Below are 17707 nucleotides of genomic sequence, written 5' to 3'. Positions count from 1 at the left end.
CCGGTTCGGCGTGGTCGCCGGCCCGGCATGGCGCGCGCCTCGTCCCGGTTCGCGTGCCGCACGGCGCCGCCACCCTGTCCACTTTCGACCGTAGCCGTCACGTCACCCGATGAAGCCAGCCACCGGCCGCAAACGCCCTCCCCGCCTCGTCGCCCGTTTTGTCGCGATCTCCTGGCGCGATCTGGCGGTCTCGTTCGGACCGCTCGTGCTGATCGCCGTCGCGGCGATCTGGGTCGCCGTGCGCCTGATCCAGCCCGCGCCGCCCAATACGCTGACGATCAGCGCCGGCCCTGAAGGCAGCACCTTCTGGAACGCCGCACAGAAGTACAAGGCGATTCTGGCGCGCAACCGCATCACCCTGAACGTCCTGCCCTCGGAAGGCTCCGTGCAGAATCTGAAGCGGCTTTCGGACCCGAAGTCGAACGTCGATGTCGCCTTCGTGCAAGACGGCATTTCGCCCGGCCCGGTCAGTCCGGACCTGATGTCGCTCGGCAGCGTCGCCTATGTGCCGCTGGCGATCTTCTATCACGGACCGACCATCAGCCGGCTCTCCGAATTCAAGGGCTTGCGCCTCGCGGTCGGCGCCGAGGGCAGCGGCACGCGTGAACTGGCGCTCGCGCTGCTCAAGGCCAATGGCATCGTGCCAGGCGGGCCGACCAAACTGCTGCCGCTCTCGGGCGACGACGCCGCCCAGGCCCTCGTTGCCGGCAAGGTCGACGCGGCTTTTCTGGCCGGCGATTCGGCACAACCGGCGGTGATGGGCAAGCTGAACCGCACGCCAAATGTGCAGTTCTACGATTTCACCCAGGCCGATGCCTATACCCGCCGGTTCCCCTATCTGACGCAGCTTCAGATACCGATGGGTGCGTTCGACCTCGGCAAGAATCTGCCGGCCGCGCCGATGCACATGGTGGCGCCGACCGCCGAACTGGTGGCGCGCGACTCGCTGCATCCGGCCCTCTCCGATCTGCTGATCGAAGCGGCACGCGAGGTCCACGGCAAGGCAAACATCCTGCAGCGCGCCGGTGAATTCCCCGCGCCGCTCGCGCACGACTTCCCGATCAGCGACGACGCCGCCCGATACTACAAATCGGGCAAGAGCTTCCTCTACCGGGTCCTGCCGTTCTGGCTGGCCAGTCTCGCAGACCGGCTGCTGGTGGTCGTGGTGCCGCTGATCGTGCTGCTGATTCCGGCGCTGCGCGTGGTGCCTTCTCTGTACACGTGGCGGGTGAAGTCGCGCATCTACCGCTGGTACGGCGCGCTGATCGCGATCGAGCGAAGCGCGCTCAGCGAGCATTCGGCCAGCGAACGCGCGTCGCTGATCGAACGGCTCGATGCGATCGAAGAATCGGTGAACGGTCTGAAAATGCCGCTCGCCTATGCGGATCAGTTCTACGTGCTGCGTGAGCACATCGGCTTCGTGCGCGAGCGGCTCACCCATAGCCGCGAGGCCCAGCGCGACGCAGCGGGCGAGCCGGACGAGCCCGGCGATCCGGATGCACCGGGCGAGTCCGGCGGCGGATCCGAACCGGCCGTCGCGGGTCCAAAGTCATATTGATCGGTGCAAGCCTCGGCTGCACCGCGTAAGATCATTACAAATCCGACGATCCAGCAGACAACATCGTCTGGAACAGGCAATCCGGGAGACATTTATGACCGTTGGCATCGACGCCAGGCAACCGCTGTGGTTTTACGATTTTGTCTCGCCGTTCACGTACCTGTTGCTTGAGCAACACGACAAATGGCCGGGCTTCGACTTCGCGTTCACGCCGGTCGTGCTGAACGAGTTGTATCGCCACTGGGGCCAACGGCCCGCTTACAGCGTGCCCGCAAAGCGCACTTTCATGTATCGCCACGCGCTGTTTCGCGCGGAGCAACTCGGCATTCCGTTCAAGATGCCGCCGGCCCATCCGTTCGATTCGATGAAACCGCTCCTGCTCGCCACCGCGGCGAAGGGCGATATCGGCTTCGTACGCGAGATTTTCCGTTTCATCTGGCGCGAAGGCCGCGATCCGTCGAGCGATACCGCATTCGCCGAACTGTGCGAGCGCGTGGGCATGCCGGACGGCCCGGAACTCATCAAGAGTGAAGAAGTGAAAGCGCAACTGCAACGCAACACCACGGACGCAATCGGTCTGGGCGTGTACGGCGTGCCGACCTTCTTTCTGAACGATCAATTGTTCTGGGGCGAAGACGCGTTGCCCATGGTGCTGTATTGCGCGCGCACCCCGAACTGGCTCGACTCGAAGGAAGTGAAACGGATCAGCTCGCTGCCTTCGGGACTTGCGGACGTTTGAGCGAAAGCAAAAAGTAATGTTCGTGCAATCAGGCTCGCTTTTGCGGGCCTGATTGCGCCAAAAAGCCCGTCCTGATGCCGGCCATACCGTGCCCGCTATGCCGCCACACCATAAACGGCCTAAGGTTATAACCTTTGCGCCCTGCTCTCGCGATCCGGCTCGCCGGCGGCTCCGTAAGACGCTTCATCCGGACCTGACCTGCTTGCATCGCCTCCCCTGAACCATGGACGACGACTCCGCCGCCTCCCTCGACATCTGGCTTGTGCGCGTGCTGCGCACGCTGATCGTCGAGCGCAGCGTCACACAAACCGCGCTACGTCTGAACCAGACCCAGCCCGCCATCAGCACGGCGCTGCGCAAATTGCGCGAAACGCTGAACGACCCGATCCTCGTGCGCGGCAAGTCCGGCATGGTCCCGACGGAATACGGCGAATCCTTGCTGGCCTCGGCGCAACGTGTGCTGCGCGAAGTCGATTTCGTGGCGACGCCGCACGGCGACTTCGATGCCGGCCGCTCGCGCCGCACCTTCCGCGTGGCCGCGCCGGATTATCTGAACGACTTCTTCATGCCCACCGTGATCGCGCAATTTCGCGAAGCGGCGCCGCATGCGCGTCTGGAGATCGATTCGCTGAGCCCAATGCTCGATCATTCGGCCGCGCTCGACGCAGGCGAACTCGATCTGGTGATCGGCAACTGGCCGAAACCCGAGCCGCGTTTCGAACGCAGCGATCTGTTCTCCGATACGGTGGTGTGTCTGATGCGCGCCGATCATCCGCTCGCACGCGCGCCGATGACGCGCGAAGCCTACCTCGCCGCGCCGCATCTCGCGCCGACGCCCTATAGCGGCGCGAGCGGCGGCGCCGTCGACATCGGTTTCGCACGGGCCCGCGCCGAGCGGCGCATCGTCGCCACGCTGCCTTACTTCGGCCTCGTGCCGCAAACGCTGCTGCAATCGGATCTGATCTTCACGACGACACGCCGGTTCGCGATGCACTACGCCAACATGCTGCCGCTCGCGGTGGTCGACGTGCCGATTCCGTTTCCGCGCATCAAGTGTTATCAGCTATGGCATCCGCAGCCGGACCGGCCGAGCGATATCGGCTGGCTGCGCACCTTGATGTCGCAAGTTTCGGACGCACTGGTCGCACAGAAGGTTCGGCGCACAAAAGGGCCGCCGAAAAAGGCAACGTCAGCCGCGGCGGACTGACGTTCTCGTTTGAACTGCTGGCTTGAACTTACGCTGAACGCCTGATGCCAGGTGTCTTGCTCTACCGGTTCACACGCTCGCGCAGAGTTTCTGTGTCGCTGTCTGCGCCATAGCCTGACGCGTACGGATCTGCAGCAACTCCGCACACACCGCGACCGCGATGGCCGCAGGTGCTTTATCGACAATGCCGCCGACGCCGATCGGGCACGTCATCTCCACCAGCCGATCCAGATCCACCCCGCGATCCAGCAAACGGCGCTCGAATTTCACGCGCTTCGTTTTAGACCCGATCATGCCGAAGTAGGTGAAATCGCGCCGCCGCATGATGCGCGCGGCAAGCGAAAAGTCGAGCGCATGGTTATGCGTCATCACGAGAAAATACGCGCCGGGCGGCGCCGTATCGACGATCGCATCCGGCGTGTCGGTTGCTTCGACCTGCACGTTGGCGGGCGTTTCGTCAGGGAACAGTTCATCGCGCTCATCGACCCACTGGACGACGCACGGCAAGCTGCCGAGCAGCGTGACGAGCGCATGGCCGACGTGCCCCGCGCCGAACAGCACGATGTGCATCGGTGCCGGACGCGGTGCTTGCTCGGCGCTGCGCCGGCCGATCTGAACGGAAGAAAAATCGTTCATGGCGATCAATCCAGTTGGTTTCAATGATTGCACAATTGCGTTGGCGGGTCAGTGTGTTAGCCGATCATGGCGCGACCCGCGAAAGGCCGCACCATGCGCACCGCTCGCTTACTGCCGCGCCGCCGCAGTCGCAGCCCGCACGGCACCGACGGCCTTGAGGATTTCCTCGCTGGTCGCAGGCGCGTTCAGCGGCGGATTGACCTTGTGGTCGCCCACGGCCGAGATGGCATCGCGCACCGCGAAGAACACCGAGAACGGCAGCAGCAGCGGCGGCTCGCCGGTCGCCTTCGAGCGATGGATGCTGTCCTCCGCGTTGCGGTTCTTGAACAGGCGCACGCGGAAATCGGGCGGCGTATCGTTGACGGTCGGAATCTTGTAGGTGGACGGCGCGTGCGTCATCAGCTTGCCGCCGGCATTCCACCACAGTTCTTCGGTTGTGAGCCAGCCCATGCCCTGGATGAACGCGCCTTCCACCTGACCGACGTCGAGCGCCGGGTTCAGCGACGCACCCACGTCATGCAAAGCGTCCGCGCGCAACACGCGCATTTCGCCGGTCAGCGTGTCGATCACCACTTCCGACACCGCCGCGCCGTACGAGTAGTAGTAGAACGGCCGGCCTTGCAGCTTCGATTGATCCCAGTAGAGCTTCGGCGTTGCGTAGAAGCCGTCCGACCAGAGCTGGATGCGCGCGACGTAGGCCTTCGCGATCACTTCTTCGAACGGCACGATCACTTCGCCGATCACCACGCGGTCGTGCACGAAACGCACGTCCGAAGCCGCCACCTGTCCCGCGCCGAAACGCTCGGCGGCAAACGCCGACAGACGTTCGCGCAACTGGCGCGCGGCATCTTGCGCGGCCTTGCCGTTCAGGTCCGAACCGGTCGATGCGGCGGTCGCCGACGTGTTGGCGATCTTGCTTGTATCGGTCGCCGTCACGCGAATGCGGTTGAAGCCGATCCCGAGTTCATGCGCGACGACCTGCGCGACCTTGGTGTTCAAACCCTGGCCCATTTCGGTGCCGCCGTGGTTCACCAGCACGGAGCCGTCGGTGTAGATGTGGACCAGCGCGCCGGCCTGATTGAAGTGGGTCACGTTGAACGCGATGCCGAACTTGACCGGCGTGAGCGCGAGCCCCTTCTTCAGCACTTCGTTGTTCGCATTGAACTCGTTGATCGCCTCACGACGCGCGCGGTATTCGCTGGTCGCCTCGAGTTCGTCGATCAATTCGTGAATCACGTTGTCTTCGACCACCTGACCATACGGCGTCTGGTTGCGCTCGGTCTTGCCGTACAGATTGCGGCGGCGCACGTCGAGCGAATCCTCGCCGACCGAGCGCGCGACGTTGTCCATGATGTACTCGATCGCGAACGCGCCCTGCGGACCGCCGAAGCCGCGGAATGCGGTATTCGATTGCGTGTTGGTCTTGCCGCAGAAGCCGTCGATCGACACGTCGGACAACCAGTACGCGTTGTCGAAGTGGCACAGCGCGCGCGTCATTACCGGACCGGACAGATCGGCGGAGAAACCGCAACGCGAGGTCATGTCGACGCTCACGCCGTCGATCACGCCCTTGTCGTCGTAGCCCACTTCATACGTGTAGTGGAAATCGTGGCGCTTGCCGGTCACCATCATGTCGTCGTCGCGGTCCGGTCGCAGCTTGACCGGGCACAGCAGCTTCCATGCAGCCAGCGCCGCGCAGCACGCGAACAGACCCGATTGCGATTCCTTGCCGCCGAAACCCCCGCCCATGCGGCGGCACTCGATCAGCACGTTGTGCGAGGCCACGCCCAGCGCGTGCGCGACCATGTGCTGCATTTCGGTCGGGTGCTGCGTCGAGCAGTAGACGTGCATGCCGTCGTCGTCCTTCGGCACCGCGTACGAAATCTGGCCTTCCAGATAGAACTGTTCCTGGCCGCCAAGCAGCATCTCACCGGCTTCGCGATGCGCTGCACGGGCGATCTTCGTGCCGGCGTCGCCGCGCGCCAGTTTCATCGGCGGCAGGACGTGCTGGTTCGCGGCGCGCGCCTGTTGCGCGGTGAGGATCGCGGGCAATTCTTCGTAGACGACTTCGGCGCGGCGCGCGGCGAGACGCGCGGTTTCATGCGAGGTCGCGACCACGATGAACATCGGCTGGCCGACGTATTGCACGACGCCGTCGGCGAGAATCGGATCGTCGCCGTGGATGATCGGGCCGACGTCGTTGACGCCGGGGATATCCTGCGCGGTGAAGATCGCAACCACGCCGGGCGTGGCGCGCACTTTATCGAGCGACATCGAGACGATCTTCGCGTGCGCTTTCGGCGACAGGCCGAGCGCGGCATGCAGCGTGCCGGCGAGCGTCGGGATGTCGTCGGTGTAGGTTGCGCGGCCGCTCACGTGCAGATGCGCGGACTCGTGCGGACGCGAGATGTGGACCTGGGTAAAGTCGTCGAGATCCTGAAGGTCTTTCAGGAACGGTTCGGCATGCTGATTCATTCTTGTGTTCTCCGTATCCTTGTGGCGTCTCAGGCGCTTGCGCCGACCGGGGCGCAGGCAGCGGCAACCGCGCGAACATCCAGCGCGCTTCTCGGCAGCGGATTGTTCGGACGCGTTTCGAGCCAGAAGCGGTACAAGGTGTTCTTCGCCGCTTCGAGGCGGTAGTTGCTGGTCGCGCGCATGTCGCTGAGCGGCGCGTAGTCGTTGCCGAGCGCGAGCATCGCGGCCTGCGCGGTGGCTTCGTGCCATTCGGCGTCGCGCAGCACGGCTTCGGCGTGCGTCGCGCGCTTCGGTGTGGCGGCCATGCCGCCGAACGCAATGCGCGGCTCGCGGATCAGGTTGCCGTCGGCGATGAAGGAAAATGCGGCGCACACGGCCGAGATGTCCGAGTCGAAACGCTTCGACAGTTTGTAGGTGCGGAACTGCAGGTTCTTGCGCGCGCCGGTACGGGTCGGCACCTTGATCCCGACCACGAACTCATGCTCGGCCATGTCTTTCTTCTGATACGCGAGGTACAGATCTTCGAGCGGCATTTCGCGTTCGATCTCACCGCCGCGCACGATCACATGCGCGCCGAGTGCGATCAGGCCTGGCATCGAATCGCCGATCGGCGAACCGTTGGCGACGTTGCCGCCGAGCGTGCCGGCATTGCGGATCGGCAGCGATGCGAAGCGTTGCCACATTTCATGGAGTTCCGGATATTGCTTCGCCAGCTCAGCGTACGCCTTCTCGACCGTTACGCCCGCGCCGATCTCGATCCAGTCGTCATTGGTTTCGAGCTTTTGCAGCGCGGCGATCTGCCCGACGTAGACGATGTTGCCCAGTTCGCGCATCTGCTTGGTCACCCACAAGCCGATGTCCGTGCTGCCGGCAAGGATACGGGCGGCCGGTTCGGCTTCCTTGATTTTCGCGAGCGCGTCGACGGTGCGCGGCGCATTGAACTGCTGGCCCGCATGCTGGTAGTGGAAGGTGTCCTTGCGCTCGAGCGTGGCGAGCGTTTTCGACAGCGCCTCGACATTGACCGGCGCTTTCGGCGCGGGGGCTTCGAACATGCGCACGGCTGCGTCGACGATCGGACGATAGCCGGTGCAACGGCACAGATTGCCGGTCAGCGCGTTGCTGATCGCTTCGCGTGACGGCACGGTCTTGTTCGCGCAGCTATGTTCGTGGCCGTGCTTTTCGTACAGCGACCACATCGACATCACGAAGCCCGGCGTGCAGAAGCCGCACTGCGAGCCATGGCACTCGACCATCGCTTCCTGCACCGGATGCAGCGAGCCGTCAGGCTGGCGCAGGTCTTCGACGGTGTAAAGCGCTTTGCCGTCAAGGGTCGGCACGAACTGGATGCAGGCGTTCACCGCCTTGAAATCGACGCCGCCCGCCTCGTTGCGCTCACCGATCACGACCGTGCACGCGCCGCAGTCGCCTTCGGCGCAGCCTTCCTTGGTGCCCGTGCAATGCGCGTCTTCGCGCAGATACTGCAGGACGGTGCGGGTGACGGGCGCGTCCTTGATCTCGCGGATCGCGTTGCGGTGGTAGAAGCGAATCGGCTCAGTCATGTCTCGTTACTCTCAGTGTTCTGTGTCCGTGGGACGTGCTGCGATGATGGTTCGAAAACTATCACCGTCAATAAATACAACCCATAGCGGGGACCGCATGCGGGACATATCCGCAAAACGATATCGAGATGGGTTTAGGGGGCGGTTGACTTATGTTGATATGGCTGGTTTTCCGTATTTTCACAAAAATATCGTCTTTACCGCCATCCTGGATCTTGGCCTTCTGATGCGTGGCGCACGAAAAGCTCGCCTTCATGGAGATAGAAGCGACCTTTATATAGCTCTGGCACCGTTTTTCGGGTGGTACCGCTATTAAGCAATCCCTGCAAGGGAATCGGTTCCATGGGAAAATCACGCCTTTCCGCCGTTTTCAAGTCTCGTTTTCCCCATGCCCACCGACTCAGCGACACCTCGCAGCGAATTTTCGACGACCATGCAGATCATTCCGGTCGTCTTTTTCACGTTTCTTTGCTACCTGACGATCGGAATTCCGCTCGCGGTGCTGCCGGGCTACGTTCATGACGACCTCGGGTACAGCGCGATCCTGGCGGGCGCGGCGATTAGCGTTCAGTACCTCGCGACGCTGGCATCGCGGCCGCTTGCCGGCCGTTCGGCCGACACATTGGGGCCGAAGCGGACCGTGTCGATCGGCTTGCTGGGTTGTGGCGCGAGTGGGGTTCTGTTGCTGCTGGCCGTGTTGTGTGGGCGCTGGCCGGTGCTGAGCCTCGGGCTGCTGGTGTGCAGCCGTCTGGTGCTCGGATTCGGCGAAAGTCTGTGCGGGACGGGGGCGATTCTGTGGGGGATCGGCCGGGTGGGCACGAGCAACAACGCTCGGGTGATTTCGTGGAACGGCATTGCAACGTATGGCGCGCTCGCGATTGGCGCGCCGCTGGGTGTTGCGATTGCGCATTCGATCGGGTTCGCCGCGTTGGGCACTCTGGTGATTTTGCTGGCGGGGCTTGGGTTTTATCTGGCGCGGCTTATCGCGCCTGTGCCGATTGTGCATGGCGAGCGGATGTCGTACCGGAGCGTGTTCACGCGGGTGTTGCCGCATGGGATCGGGTTGGCGCTGGGCTCGGCCGGCTTTGGGTCGATTGCGACGTTCATTACGCTGTTTTATGCGGCACGGCATTGGCCCAATGCGGCTTTGTCGCTGACTGTTTTCGGCACGCTGTTTATCGGCGCGCGCCTGTTGTTTGCCAATACGATCAAGGTCTACGGTGGGTTTCGTGTCGCGATTGCTTCGTTTTCGTTTGAGTGTGCCGGGCTGTTGATGTTGTGGTTGGCGCCTGAGCCGCATATTGCGCTTGCGGGGGCTGCGTTGACCGGGTTTGGGTTTGCTTTGGTGTTTCCGGCTCTCGGCGTTGAGGCGGTTGGGCTTGTGCCGCCGGCTAGCCGCGGGGCGGCTTTGTCGGCGTATTCCGTGTTTCTCGATCTCTCGTTGGGGATTACCGGGCCGTTGGCCGGGTATATCGCTGGGGAGTTCGGCTATGCGCAGGTGTTTTTGTTTGCGGCGGTCGCGTCTGCGATGGCTGTTGTGCTGTCGACTATGATGTATTTGCGCAATGCGCGGGCGCCGAATGCGCCTGCGGCGACTTGATTGTTGTTGCCTGGTCGGCGGGTTTTTTGTTGATCTGGAATTTGGGCGGTGCCTTGCTGGGATTGTGGTTTGGTTTGGCGTTGCCCTTCTGGTCTTTTGGCCTTTCCTTGCTTTGTTCGTGGTCTGTTTGGGTTGGTCTTTTGGCCTTTCCTTGAATTGTTAGTGGTCTATTAGCGTTGCCCCTGTGCGGGGCGGCACCTACTTTTCTTTGCCTGCCGCAAAGAAAAGTAGGCAAAAGAAAGCGGCTCAAACCGCTAATTCTTAAGCGGGTCTCCCGCGCAGTAACGGTAGTGGTGCATCTGGAATCTGTCGCCTCGCACATTCCGCCCCAGTGACAAGGCAGTCATACCTCCGGCGGCGCTGCGCGCGCCGATACCCCGTTCATATCGCCACCCCGCTACGGCTTCCACCCCCGATCCGCCCGCTGCGGTTTCACGCCTTGATCCGCCTGCTGCGATCTCGCGCCTTGATTCGCCCGCTGCGGTTTTCGCGCCTCGATTTGTTCGGATTCGGACTCGTCGGCGCATCGCTGTCACCAGGCCGCGGCCTCACTCTTCCGATTGCCCCGGCTCTCTGCCCGCTGCCCCGCTGCTGCGAGCGCAACCGCGGCAGCAATCGCGATCGCGATCGCACCGCGAAAGCGAAAGCGAAAGCAACGCACCGACATTTCCGAAGTGGGGTTGGCCAATCAGAGCGGGGGCATCTCGCCGAGGCGGAGCCGAGGGCACCCGCTGCGCGAAGCGAGGCCGCTGGTTTTCCTGGCAGACCCATCCGCGACGCACGCAGTGCGGAGTGGGAGCTGATGAGCGCCTTGTCGCTAACGCGGAGTGTGCGAGGCGACAGATTCCAGATGCACCACTACCCCCTCCAAGCCAGGGGACCCACTTAAGAACTAGCGGTTTGAGCCGCTTTCTTTTGCCTACTTTTCTTTGCGGCAGGCAAAGAAAAGTAGGTGCCGCCCCGCACAGGGGCAACGCTAATAGACCACGAACAAATCAAGGAAAGGCCAAAAGACCAGCAGCAGAACAGAGACAACTACCACAGCAAGGAAAGCCCCAAAACCCAGACCAACAACAACCCCGCCGACCAGGCCCAAACCCTTATTTCCCCTCCGACAACCCTCTCTCAAGCGCCGCCACGCCAGCCGGCAACTCAACCTTAACCCCAAGATCCACCATCGTCCGCCCAAGCGCATGCAACGTGCGAAACAGATTGTGCTCCCGGCACTGCTCCCCCATCTGCCCGATCCGCACGATCGGCAAACCAAACGAACCCGAGATTTCCACCTGATGGTGCCGCGAAATGTGCCCACAAATATCAGCAGGACTCAACCGCTCCGGCACAACAATACCGACCACCGAATTCAACCGGCAAGGCGCCGGCGCATACAACTGCAAGCCCAATGCAGTAATCCCCGCCTGCAACGCCACCGAACACTTCAAGTGCCGCGCAAAGCGCTTCTCAAGCGTCTCGGCGCAAACAAGACGCAGCGCCTCATGCAAAGCAAGCACGCCGGAAACCGGCGCCGTATAGTGATACCCCGCGTTATGCCAGAAATTCTCCGCCAGCGAAGCATCAAGACACCAATGCGCATTCGCCGCCGTACGACCCTTCACACGTGCCCATGCCTCATCCGAAAACGCGATCAGCGAAACACCCGGGATCGAAGACAAACCCTTCTGCCCACCCGTGATCACCGCATCGATCCCCCACGCGTCCATCTCCAGCGGCATCGTGCTCAGCGTGCACACCGCGTCGACAATGACCAGCGCGCCCGCCGCTTTCGCCAGCGCCGCAATGTCCTTCAGGTGATGATTCCACACGGTGTTGGACGTCTCGCCCTGCACCACCGTGACAATCTCAGGCCGCTCGCGGCGGATCGCCTCGGCAACCGCGTCGAGACTCGCCACCGTGCCGTCCTCGACGTCGAGCGTGACAACGTGTGCACCAACTCGCCGGCCCATCTCCGCCATCCGCTCGCTGAAAAAACCGTTCCTGATGCTCAGCACGCGCGTGCCTTCCCACGCCAGGTTGGAGATCGCCATTTCCATCGCGGCTGAACCCGGCCCTGCGACCCCCAGCACCCACTTCGAATTCGTCTGGAAGACGTAGCGCGCCATGGTCTTCACCTGGCCAATCACCTTCACCATCGTATTGCCCAAGTGATTGATCACCACCGTATTGGCCTTCGCGACCGCCGCGGGAATCGGCACGGGACCGGCGCCCATCATCAGCAACGGTTCTTCGGGAAGAATGGCGTCGAGCGATTCGACAACTGGACAGGGCACAAGGTGGGAAACGGATTCGGTCGAGAGCGATGATGTCGGCATGATCGGTACGTGAATGTCAGGGCACAAGGAACAAGCGGCCCCGCCAGCAGTGACACTGGCGGGGCCGTTCGTCCGATCATTCACCGATCCGCGCGATTGCGCAAGTTTTTTTACTTCACTTTGGTCTTATCGAGCTTCTTGCCGGTTGCCGCGTTATACCGCTCGACATACTCCTCGATCAGCTTGCGCATCGCGCGGCCGATCTGCCGGTAGTCCGACTCGTTCAGGTTCGCGAGCGATACCCGTCCCGACGGATGCTGCGTACCGAAGCCGCGTCCCGGCAACAGCACCACACGCGCCTCGCGCGCGAGGCGGAACAGCAACTCCGACGGCTCGGTGTTCTTCAGCAGCCACTCGACGAACTCGCGGCCGAACATGCGCTCGCCGAGGAACTCGATGTCGAGAATCGTGTAGTAATCGACCTGATTCGGATCGCTGTCCTCGAACGAAATACCCACCTCTTCGTACAGCGCCTGCTTGCGCTTGCGGATCAAACGCTTCAACGCGTTCTTATACGCGTCCGGCGTGTCCATCAACGAGAACAGCGAGAACAACACCATCTGCACCTGCTGCGGCGTCGACAAACCGGCGGTGTGATTCAGCGCGACAGTGCGGCTGTCGGCGACGAGGCGGTCGATGAACTTGAGCTTGTCCGGTTCAGTCGTGATCGATTCATAACGCTCGTGCAGCTGGTGCTTCGCTTCTTTCGGCAACTCGCCAATCAGTTTGTCGAGTACGTTGTCGCGATGCGTCGCGATCACGCCGAGACGCCAGCCGGTTGCGCCGAAATACTTCGAGTACGAGTACACAAGAATCGTGTTCTTCGGCGCGAGCGCGAACAGCGAGACGAAATCGTCGGCGAAAGTGCCGTACACGTCGTCGGTCAATAGAATCAGATCGGGGCGTTCCTTGACGATGTCGGCGATGTATTGAAGGCTCTCGTCGTCGATCTTCACCGAAGGCGGATTGCTCGGGTTCACAAGGAAGAACGCCTTCACCTTGGGATCGCGCAGCTTGTCGAGTTCCTTCTTCGAATACTGCCAGCCGTTCGCAACGTCCGCCTCGAGATTCACGACGTTGAGCTGATAGTCGTTGAGACGCGGAATTTCGATGTACGGCGTGAAGATCGGCAAGCCAAGCGCGATCGTGTCACCGGGCTTGATCAGGTGATTCTCGCGCATCGTGTTGAAGATGTAAGTCATCGCCGCCGTGCCGCCTTCCACCGCGAACACGTCGAATTCGCCGACAAACGGATGGTTGCCGATCATCTCCTTGCGCAGATACTGCCCAACGATCAGTTCGGACAACTTGAGCATCCGGTCCGGCACCGGATAGTTCGACGCGAGAATGCCCTCGCACATTTCATAGAGAAAGTCGCCCGCGGAAAGTCCGAGCTGATCGCGCACATACGACACCACACCACGCAAAAAGTCGATTCCCGGTACGCCCTTGTTTTCGCGCAGGAACAGATCGAAGCGCTCCGTGAGCCCTTCGCGACGCGGGAACCCTCCCACGCCTTCCGGCATATAGGCAAACGAACGTTCCGACTCGCGCATCGCGAAGAGACCAAGCTGCCAGAAGCCGTGGCGCGGAATCGTCGCGAGGAAGTTCGGGTTGCCGCGGCCGGCGTTGAGCATCGACGCGTTGGCGGCACGCTCTACCGCACCGCCGCCGGCGGCCTTGATCAGTTCGTCCTTGAGTTCGAACGGGCTGAGCGCCGCGAAGCCGGCTTGAGCCATGTCGCCTTGTTTCTTGCCGCTTTTCTCTTTTGCCATGATGCGTTCTCCAGTGTGCAAGTGAATGACGCCGGCCTCGCGTGTGAAACTCTCAGTTGAGGCAGGCGTTAGAGAGATCGATAAATGCGTGTGCTAAACCGGGTTAAACCAGCCCGACCACGAGCGGTCCGAGCAACGTCAACGCGACGTTCGCAATCGCATAGGTGATCGCAAACGGCACCGTCGGCACGGCGCTTTCCGCCTTGTCGAGCACGCCGCCAAACGCCGGATTGGCACTGCGCGAACCCGAGAGCGCGCCGGCCAGAATCGCCGCGTTCCTGTAGCCAAGTACATAGCGGCCGAACAGCATCGTCAGAAGCAGTGGGAACAAGGTGACGAACACGCCGAGCAGGAAAATCGTCATGCCGCTCTGCTTGACCGTTACGACCGCCTGCAAGCCGGAGTTCAACCCGACCACCGCGACGAACGCCGCGAGACCAAAGTCTTTCAGCAATTGCGAAGCCGCTGTCGGCATCGCGCCGTACATCGGATGTTTGCCGCGCATCCAGCCGAACAGCAGACCGGCCAGCAGACAGCCGCCGCCGGAGCCGAGCGTGAGCGGAATCCCCGCCACGTTGACGACGATCAGCCCGATCAGCAGACCGAGCACAAGGCCGACGCCCATATAGATGAAGTCGGTCTTGTTGCTGTACGGCAGTTCATAGCCGGCTGCATCGACGGCGCGCTTGGTGTCTTTCGGCGAACCGTAAAAGGTGATCACGTCGCCGTGTTCGAGCTTCGTTTCAGGCAGGATCGGCAGCGGCTGGCCGGCACGCGAAGCACTCTGGATAAAGACACCATGGCGCAAATCGCGGTCCACGACCTCACGTGCCGCGGCGATCGTCGTGTGATTCATGCCTTTGCGCGTGAATACACCCTGGCGCGTCTGCATCACGACGCCACTGTCCTCGACGTTGGCAATTTCATTGCCGTTCGCACCGAAGGCGACCACCGCCTCGCGGCGGCCCACCACCAGCACTTCGTCGTTGGGTTGCAAGATCACGTCGGGCGTCGGCTCCAGGTTCTTGCCGTCACGCTTGATCCGCTCGACCGTCAACAGGTCCTGATGCAGGGTCTCGACGGCCTTGACCGTTTTCCCCGCACTGACATCGATCCGGTACGCACGCCCCACCAGTTCGGGTAACGCACTAATTTGCCCCGCGCTGAGGGACGGCGTACCCGCGGACAGTTCACGCTCCGCTTCGATCGACGCCTCGCGCAAGCCTTGCCCCATAAACTTCGGCAGGATGTTCACGCAGACGATGATCGCGCCGAGCGAGCCGAACACGTAGGTCACGGCGTACGCGATGGCGACGTCGGATTGCAGCGACTTGACCTGATCGGCGGGCAGACCAAGACGCGCGATCGCGTCGCCGGCCGTGCCGATAATCGCCGACTGCGTCAGCGCACCGCCCGCGAGCCCCGCGGCGAGGCCCTTGTTCAGATGGAACAGCTTCGCGCACACCACCACGGTGATTAGCGCGGAGACGGCGAGAAACACCGCCATCGCGATCTCACGCAGCGTCTTGCGGTTCAGGGAGTTGAAGAAGCCCGGCCCGGAGTCGTATCCGACCGCGTAAATGAATACGGCGAACATCACCGATTTCACGCCGTTGTCGATCGTCACACCGGCCTGACTGATCACGACCGCGGCGAGCAACGAACCGCCCACGCCGCCTAGCTGGAATTTACCGAAGTTGATCTGCCCGATGAAGTAACCCGCTGCAAGCGACAAAAACAGCGCAATCTCGGGTGATTTCTGAAAAATGTGATGTAGCCAGTCCATCGTGCCCTCGCTGGATAGTTTGCGATACTGAGTACTGGGTGCTGCATGTGCAGACGGACCTCACGGCATCCGCATGCGGTCGACCGCGCGCCACGCCGCGCGCAGTCCATCTGCCCGGCTAGCCGAACTTCCCGGCAAGGCCGACGACGATCGGCCCCATCAACGGCAACAGAATGTTCGAGAGTGCATAGGTGATCGTGTAGCCGATCACGGGCGTCGAGTTGCCGGTCACGCCGACCAGCGCGCTGATCGCCGGCGTACTGCATTGCTGACCGGCAATGGCGCCGAGCAGCATGGGCGTTTCGAGCTTGAGGAACACGCGGCCGATCCACAGCGACAGCAGACCGGGCACGAGCACCATCAGAATGCCGGCGACCGGCAACGCCAGACCGTATTCGCGCACCAGCTTGATGGCGTCGGGGCCGGCCGACAGTCCGACGGCAGCAATGAATGTGGCAAGCCCGAAGTCCTTGAGAATTTGTGCGGCGGCGGAAGGCAGCGAGCCGATTAACGGATGGCGCGAACGGATCCAGCCGAACAGCAGCCCTGAGAGCAGGCAGCCGCCGCCTGTACCGAGCGCGATCGACACACCGCCGATACGCCCGCCAAGGTGACCGATCGCCATGCCGAGCAGCACGCCGAGGCCCAGATAAACGAAGTCGGTTTTCTGGGTTGCGGGGAGCACGTAGCCCAGATGTCGCGCGCCGCGCTCGACGTCGGCCTTAGCGCCCACCAGCGTCAGCACATCGCCGCGATTGAGTTCAGTGCCGGGCAACGCGGGCACCGTCGTTTCGAGCCGCGTGACGGCCGCGATATAAACGCCGCGCCCCTCTTCCGGCTTCGCCCGTTCGCGCACCTGCGCGACCGTCAGACCCTCCGCCTCGCGGCGTGTCAGCACGACGTCGAGCTTCTCCGCAATGAGTTGGCCGAAGCCGGCGTCCGCCACTTCTTCGCCGAGGCCGGCGGCCGCGGTCACGATCGCCTCGCGCCGCCCGGCCACCAGAATCACGTCGTCGTCTGCCAGCACCAGTTGCGGCTCGGCCGGCACCTCGGCGCCATTGCGTCGGACCCGCTCGACGGTGAGGTTGAAGCCGTAAGTCTGTTCAAATGCATGGATCGTGCCGCCCGCCGCCGCACCCACCCGGAACGCACGGCCGACCAGGGCCGGCGCCGCGGCCCGCTGACCCTCGCCGAAGGCGCCGTCGCCACCCAGCTTGTGCCATACGCGCTCGGCTTCTTCGCGCAAATTGACGCGCAGCAGCAGCGGCGCGAACTGGCTGGTGAACAGGACGATGGTGATCAGGCCGAACAGGTAACTCACGCTGTATGCGGTCACGATGTTGGCCTGCAAGCGCAAGGTCTCCGCATCGCCGAGGCCGAGCTTGGCGATCGCCTCCGAAGCGGTGCCGATCACGGCCGATTCCGTCGCGGCGCCGGCCAGCAGGCCGGCCGCCGTGCCGGCGTCGAGCCGCATGACGAAGACGGCGATCATGATCAGCACCAGCACCGACACGATCTCGACCACCGACAGCAAGCCGTAACGCCACCCCCGGCCGATATTGGCGAAGAACTGCGGGCCACCGGTGAAACCCAGCGCGAAGATGAACAGCGCGAAGGCGATGTTCTTCAGATCGGGCGCCAGCCGCGCCCCTGTCTGACCCAGCAGCAAGGCCACGATCAGGGTGCCGCACACACCCCCGAGCTGGATTGGCCCCACGCGAAACGACCCGATGAAGTACCCGATTGCAAGACTTGCGAACAGCGCGATCTCCGGTTGAGATCTCAGCAATTCACCGATCATGTTGGCTCGCCGATTTACGGTTTATTAGCAGAAAGTTGAAGAATCTCTCTCTGGGATTCGAAGCGAATTCGATCCGGGTCTTCACGACCCGAAAATGACGCATCCGGCATAACCGGTTTTCATCAAATCGAAATTTATGGCAATGACATGACGCTATGGGCGTCACAATAGATATGCCGCAATGCAATGAAGGTAGCGAAACGCTCTACGGTAAGCTTGACGGTCACGCTTTCCTCGCGAA

The 17707-nt window shown here is 62.5% G+C and carries 11 protein-coding genes; 4 read left to right on the top strand and 7 right to left on the bottom strand.

The features are described from left to right. Positions 1-109: 109 nt before the first annotated feature. The 3 genes from HWX91_RS33490 to HWX91_RS33480 all read left to right on the top strand — a co-directional run bounded on the left by HWX91_RS33490 (position 110) and on the right by HWX91_RS33480 (position 3504). Positions 110-1558, top strand: a complete 1449-nt coding sequence (locus HWX91_RS33490; protein WP_042276207.1) for a TAXI family TRAP transporter solute-binding subunit — start codon at positions 110-112, stop codon at positions 1556-1558. A 94-nt stretch (positions 1559-1652) separates the two neighbouring features. Continuing rightward, positions 1653-2297: a 2-hydroxychromene-2-carboxylate isomerase gene (locus HWX91_RS33485; protein ID WP_028198776.1), complete on the top strand. Its 645-nt coding sequence runs from the start codon at positions 1653-1655 to the stop codon at positions 2295-2297. Between the two features lie 223 nt (positions 2298-2520). Further along, positions 2521-3504, top strand: a complete 984-nt coding sequence (locus HWX91_RS33480) for a LysR substrate-binding domain-containing protein (protein ID WP_028198777.1) — start codon at positions 2521-2523, stop codon at positions 3502-3504. A 69-nt stretch (positions 3505-3573) separates the two neighbouring features. Here HWX91_RS33480 and xdhC read toward each other — a convergent pair whose 3' ends face one another. The 3 genes from xdhC to xdhA form a co-directional block, all read right to left on the bottom strand. Then, entirely contained in the window at positions 3574-4140 is a 567-nt protein-coding gene (xdhC, locus tag HWX91_RS33475; protein ID WP_042276210.1) for a xanthine dehydrogenase accessory protein XdhC, read from the bottom strand. A gap of 108 nt (positions 4141-4248) precedes the next feature. Next, entirely contained in the window at positions 4249-6615 is a 2367-nt protein-coding gene (gene xdhB, locus HWX91_RS33470) for a xanthine dehydrogenase molybdopterin binding subunit (RefSeq protein ID WP_028198779.1), read from the bottom strand. A 29-nt stretch (positions 6616-6644) separates the two neighbouring features. Then, the gene (gene xdhA, locus HWX91_RS33465; RefSeq protein ID WP_028198780.1) at positions 6645-8174 is read right to left on the bottom strand and encodes a xanthine dehydrogenase small subunit; all 1530 of its coding nucleotides are present in this window, start codon (positions 8172-8174) and stop codon (positions 6645-6647) included. Positions 8175-8562: 388 nt separating this feature from the next. Here xdhA and HWX91_RS33460 point away from each other — a divergent pair, with 388 nt between their 5' ends. Further along, entirely contained in the window at positions 8563-9774 is a 1212-nt protein-coding gene (locus HWX91_RS33460; protein WP_028198781.1) for an MFS transporter, read from the top strand. 1100 nt (positions 9775-10874) lie between these two features. On the opposite strand, the gene HWX91_RS33455 is transcribed toward HWX91_RS33460, so the two are convergent. The 4 genes from HWX91_RS33455 to aspT (HWX91_RS33440) form a co-directional block, all read right to left on the bottom strand. Continuing rightward, the gene (locus HWX91_RS33455; RefSeq protein WP_028198782.1) at positions 10875-12104 is read right to left on the bottom strand and encodes a pyridoxal-phosphate-dependent aminotransferase family protein; all 1230 of its coding nucleotides are present in this window, start codon (positions 12102-12104) and stop codon (positions 10875-10877) included. Between the two features lie 110 nt (positions 12105-12214). Next, positions 12215-13879, bottom strand: a complete 1665-nt coding sequence (locus HWX91_RS33450; protein WP_028198783.1) for a bifunctional aspartate transaminase/aspartate 4-decarboxylase — start codon at positions 13877-13879, stop codon at positions 12215-12217. Between the two features lie 103 nt (positions 13880-13982). Then, complete coding sequence (aspT, locus tag HWX91_RS33445; RefSeq protein WP_028198784.1) at positions 13983-15665, bottom strand: aspartate-alanine antiporter; 1683 nt, start codon at positions 15663-15665, stop codon at positions 13983-13985. A gap of 118 nt (positions 15666-15783) precedes the next feature. Beyond that, complete coding sequence (gene aspT, locus HWX91_RS33440; protein ID WP_028198785.1) at positions 15784-17466, bottom strand: aspartate-alanine antiporter; 1683 nt, start codon at positions 17464-17466, stop codon at positions 15784-15786. Between the last annotated feature and the right edge of the window lie 241 nt (positions 17467-17707).

This window comes from Paraburkholderia fungorum (assembly GCF_902833645.1).
GTDB classification, from domain to species: Bacteria; Pseudomonadota; Gammaproteobacteria; order Burkholderiales; family Burkholderiaceae; genus Paraburkholderia; species Paraburkholderia fungorum.
Note: the sequence above shows the minus strand (reverse complement) of the source record. Positions and strands in the feature narration are given on the sequence as shown.

Bases quoted from the DNA above. Each gene is read 5' to 3' on its own strand.
- HWX91_RS33490 (WP_042276207.1), top strand. From the start codon at position 110: ATGAAGCCAGCCACCGGCCGCAAACGCCCTCCCCGCCTCGTCGCCCGT.
- HWX91_RS33485 (WP_028198776.1), top strand. From the start codon at position 1,653: ATGACCGTTGGCATCGACGCCAGGCAACCGCTGTGGTTTTACGATTTT.
- HWX91_RS33480 (WP_028198777.1), top strand. From the start codon at position 2,521: ATGGACGACGACTCCGCCGCCTCCCTCGACATCTGGCTTGTGCGCGTG.
- xdhC (WP_042276210.1), bottom strand. From the start codon at position 4,140: ATGAACGATTTTTCTTCCGTTCAGATCGGCCGGCGCAGCGCCGAGCAA.
- xdhB (WP_028198779.1), bottom strand. From the start codon at position 6,615: ATGAATCAGCATGCCGAACCGTTCCTGAAAGACCTTCAGGATCTCGAC.
- xdhA (WP_028198780.1), bottom strand. From the start codon at position 8,174: ATGACTGAGCCGATTCGCTTCTACCACCGCAACGCGATCCGCGAGATC.
- HWX91_RS33460 (WP_028198781.1), top strand. From the start codon at position 8,563: ATGCCCACCGACTCAGCGACACCTCGCAGCGAATTTTCGACGACCATG.
- HWX91_RS33455 (WP_028198782.1), bottom strand. From the start codon at position 12,104: ATGCCGACATCATCGCTCTCGACCGAATCCGTTTCCCACCTTGTGCCC.
- HWX91_RS33450 (WP_028198783.1), bottom strand. From the start codon at position 13,879: ATGGCAAAAGAGAAAAGCGGCAAGAAACAAGGCGACATGGCTCAAGCC.
- aspT (WP_028198784.1), bottom strand. From the start codon at position 15,665: ATGGACTGGCTACATCACATTTTTCAGAAATCACCCGAGATTGCGCTG.
- aspT (WP_028198785.1), bottom strand. From the start codon at position 17,466: ATGATCGGTGAATTGCTGAGATCTCAACCGGAGATCGCGCTGTTCGCA.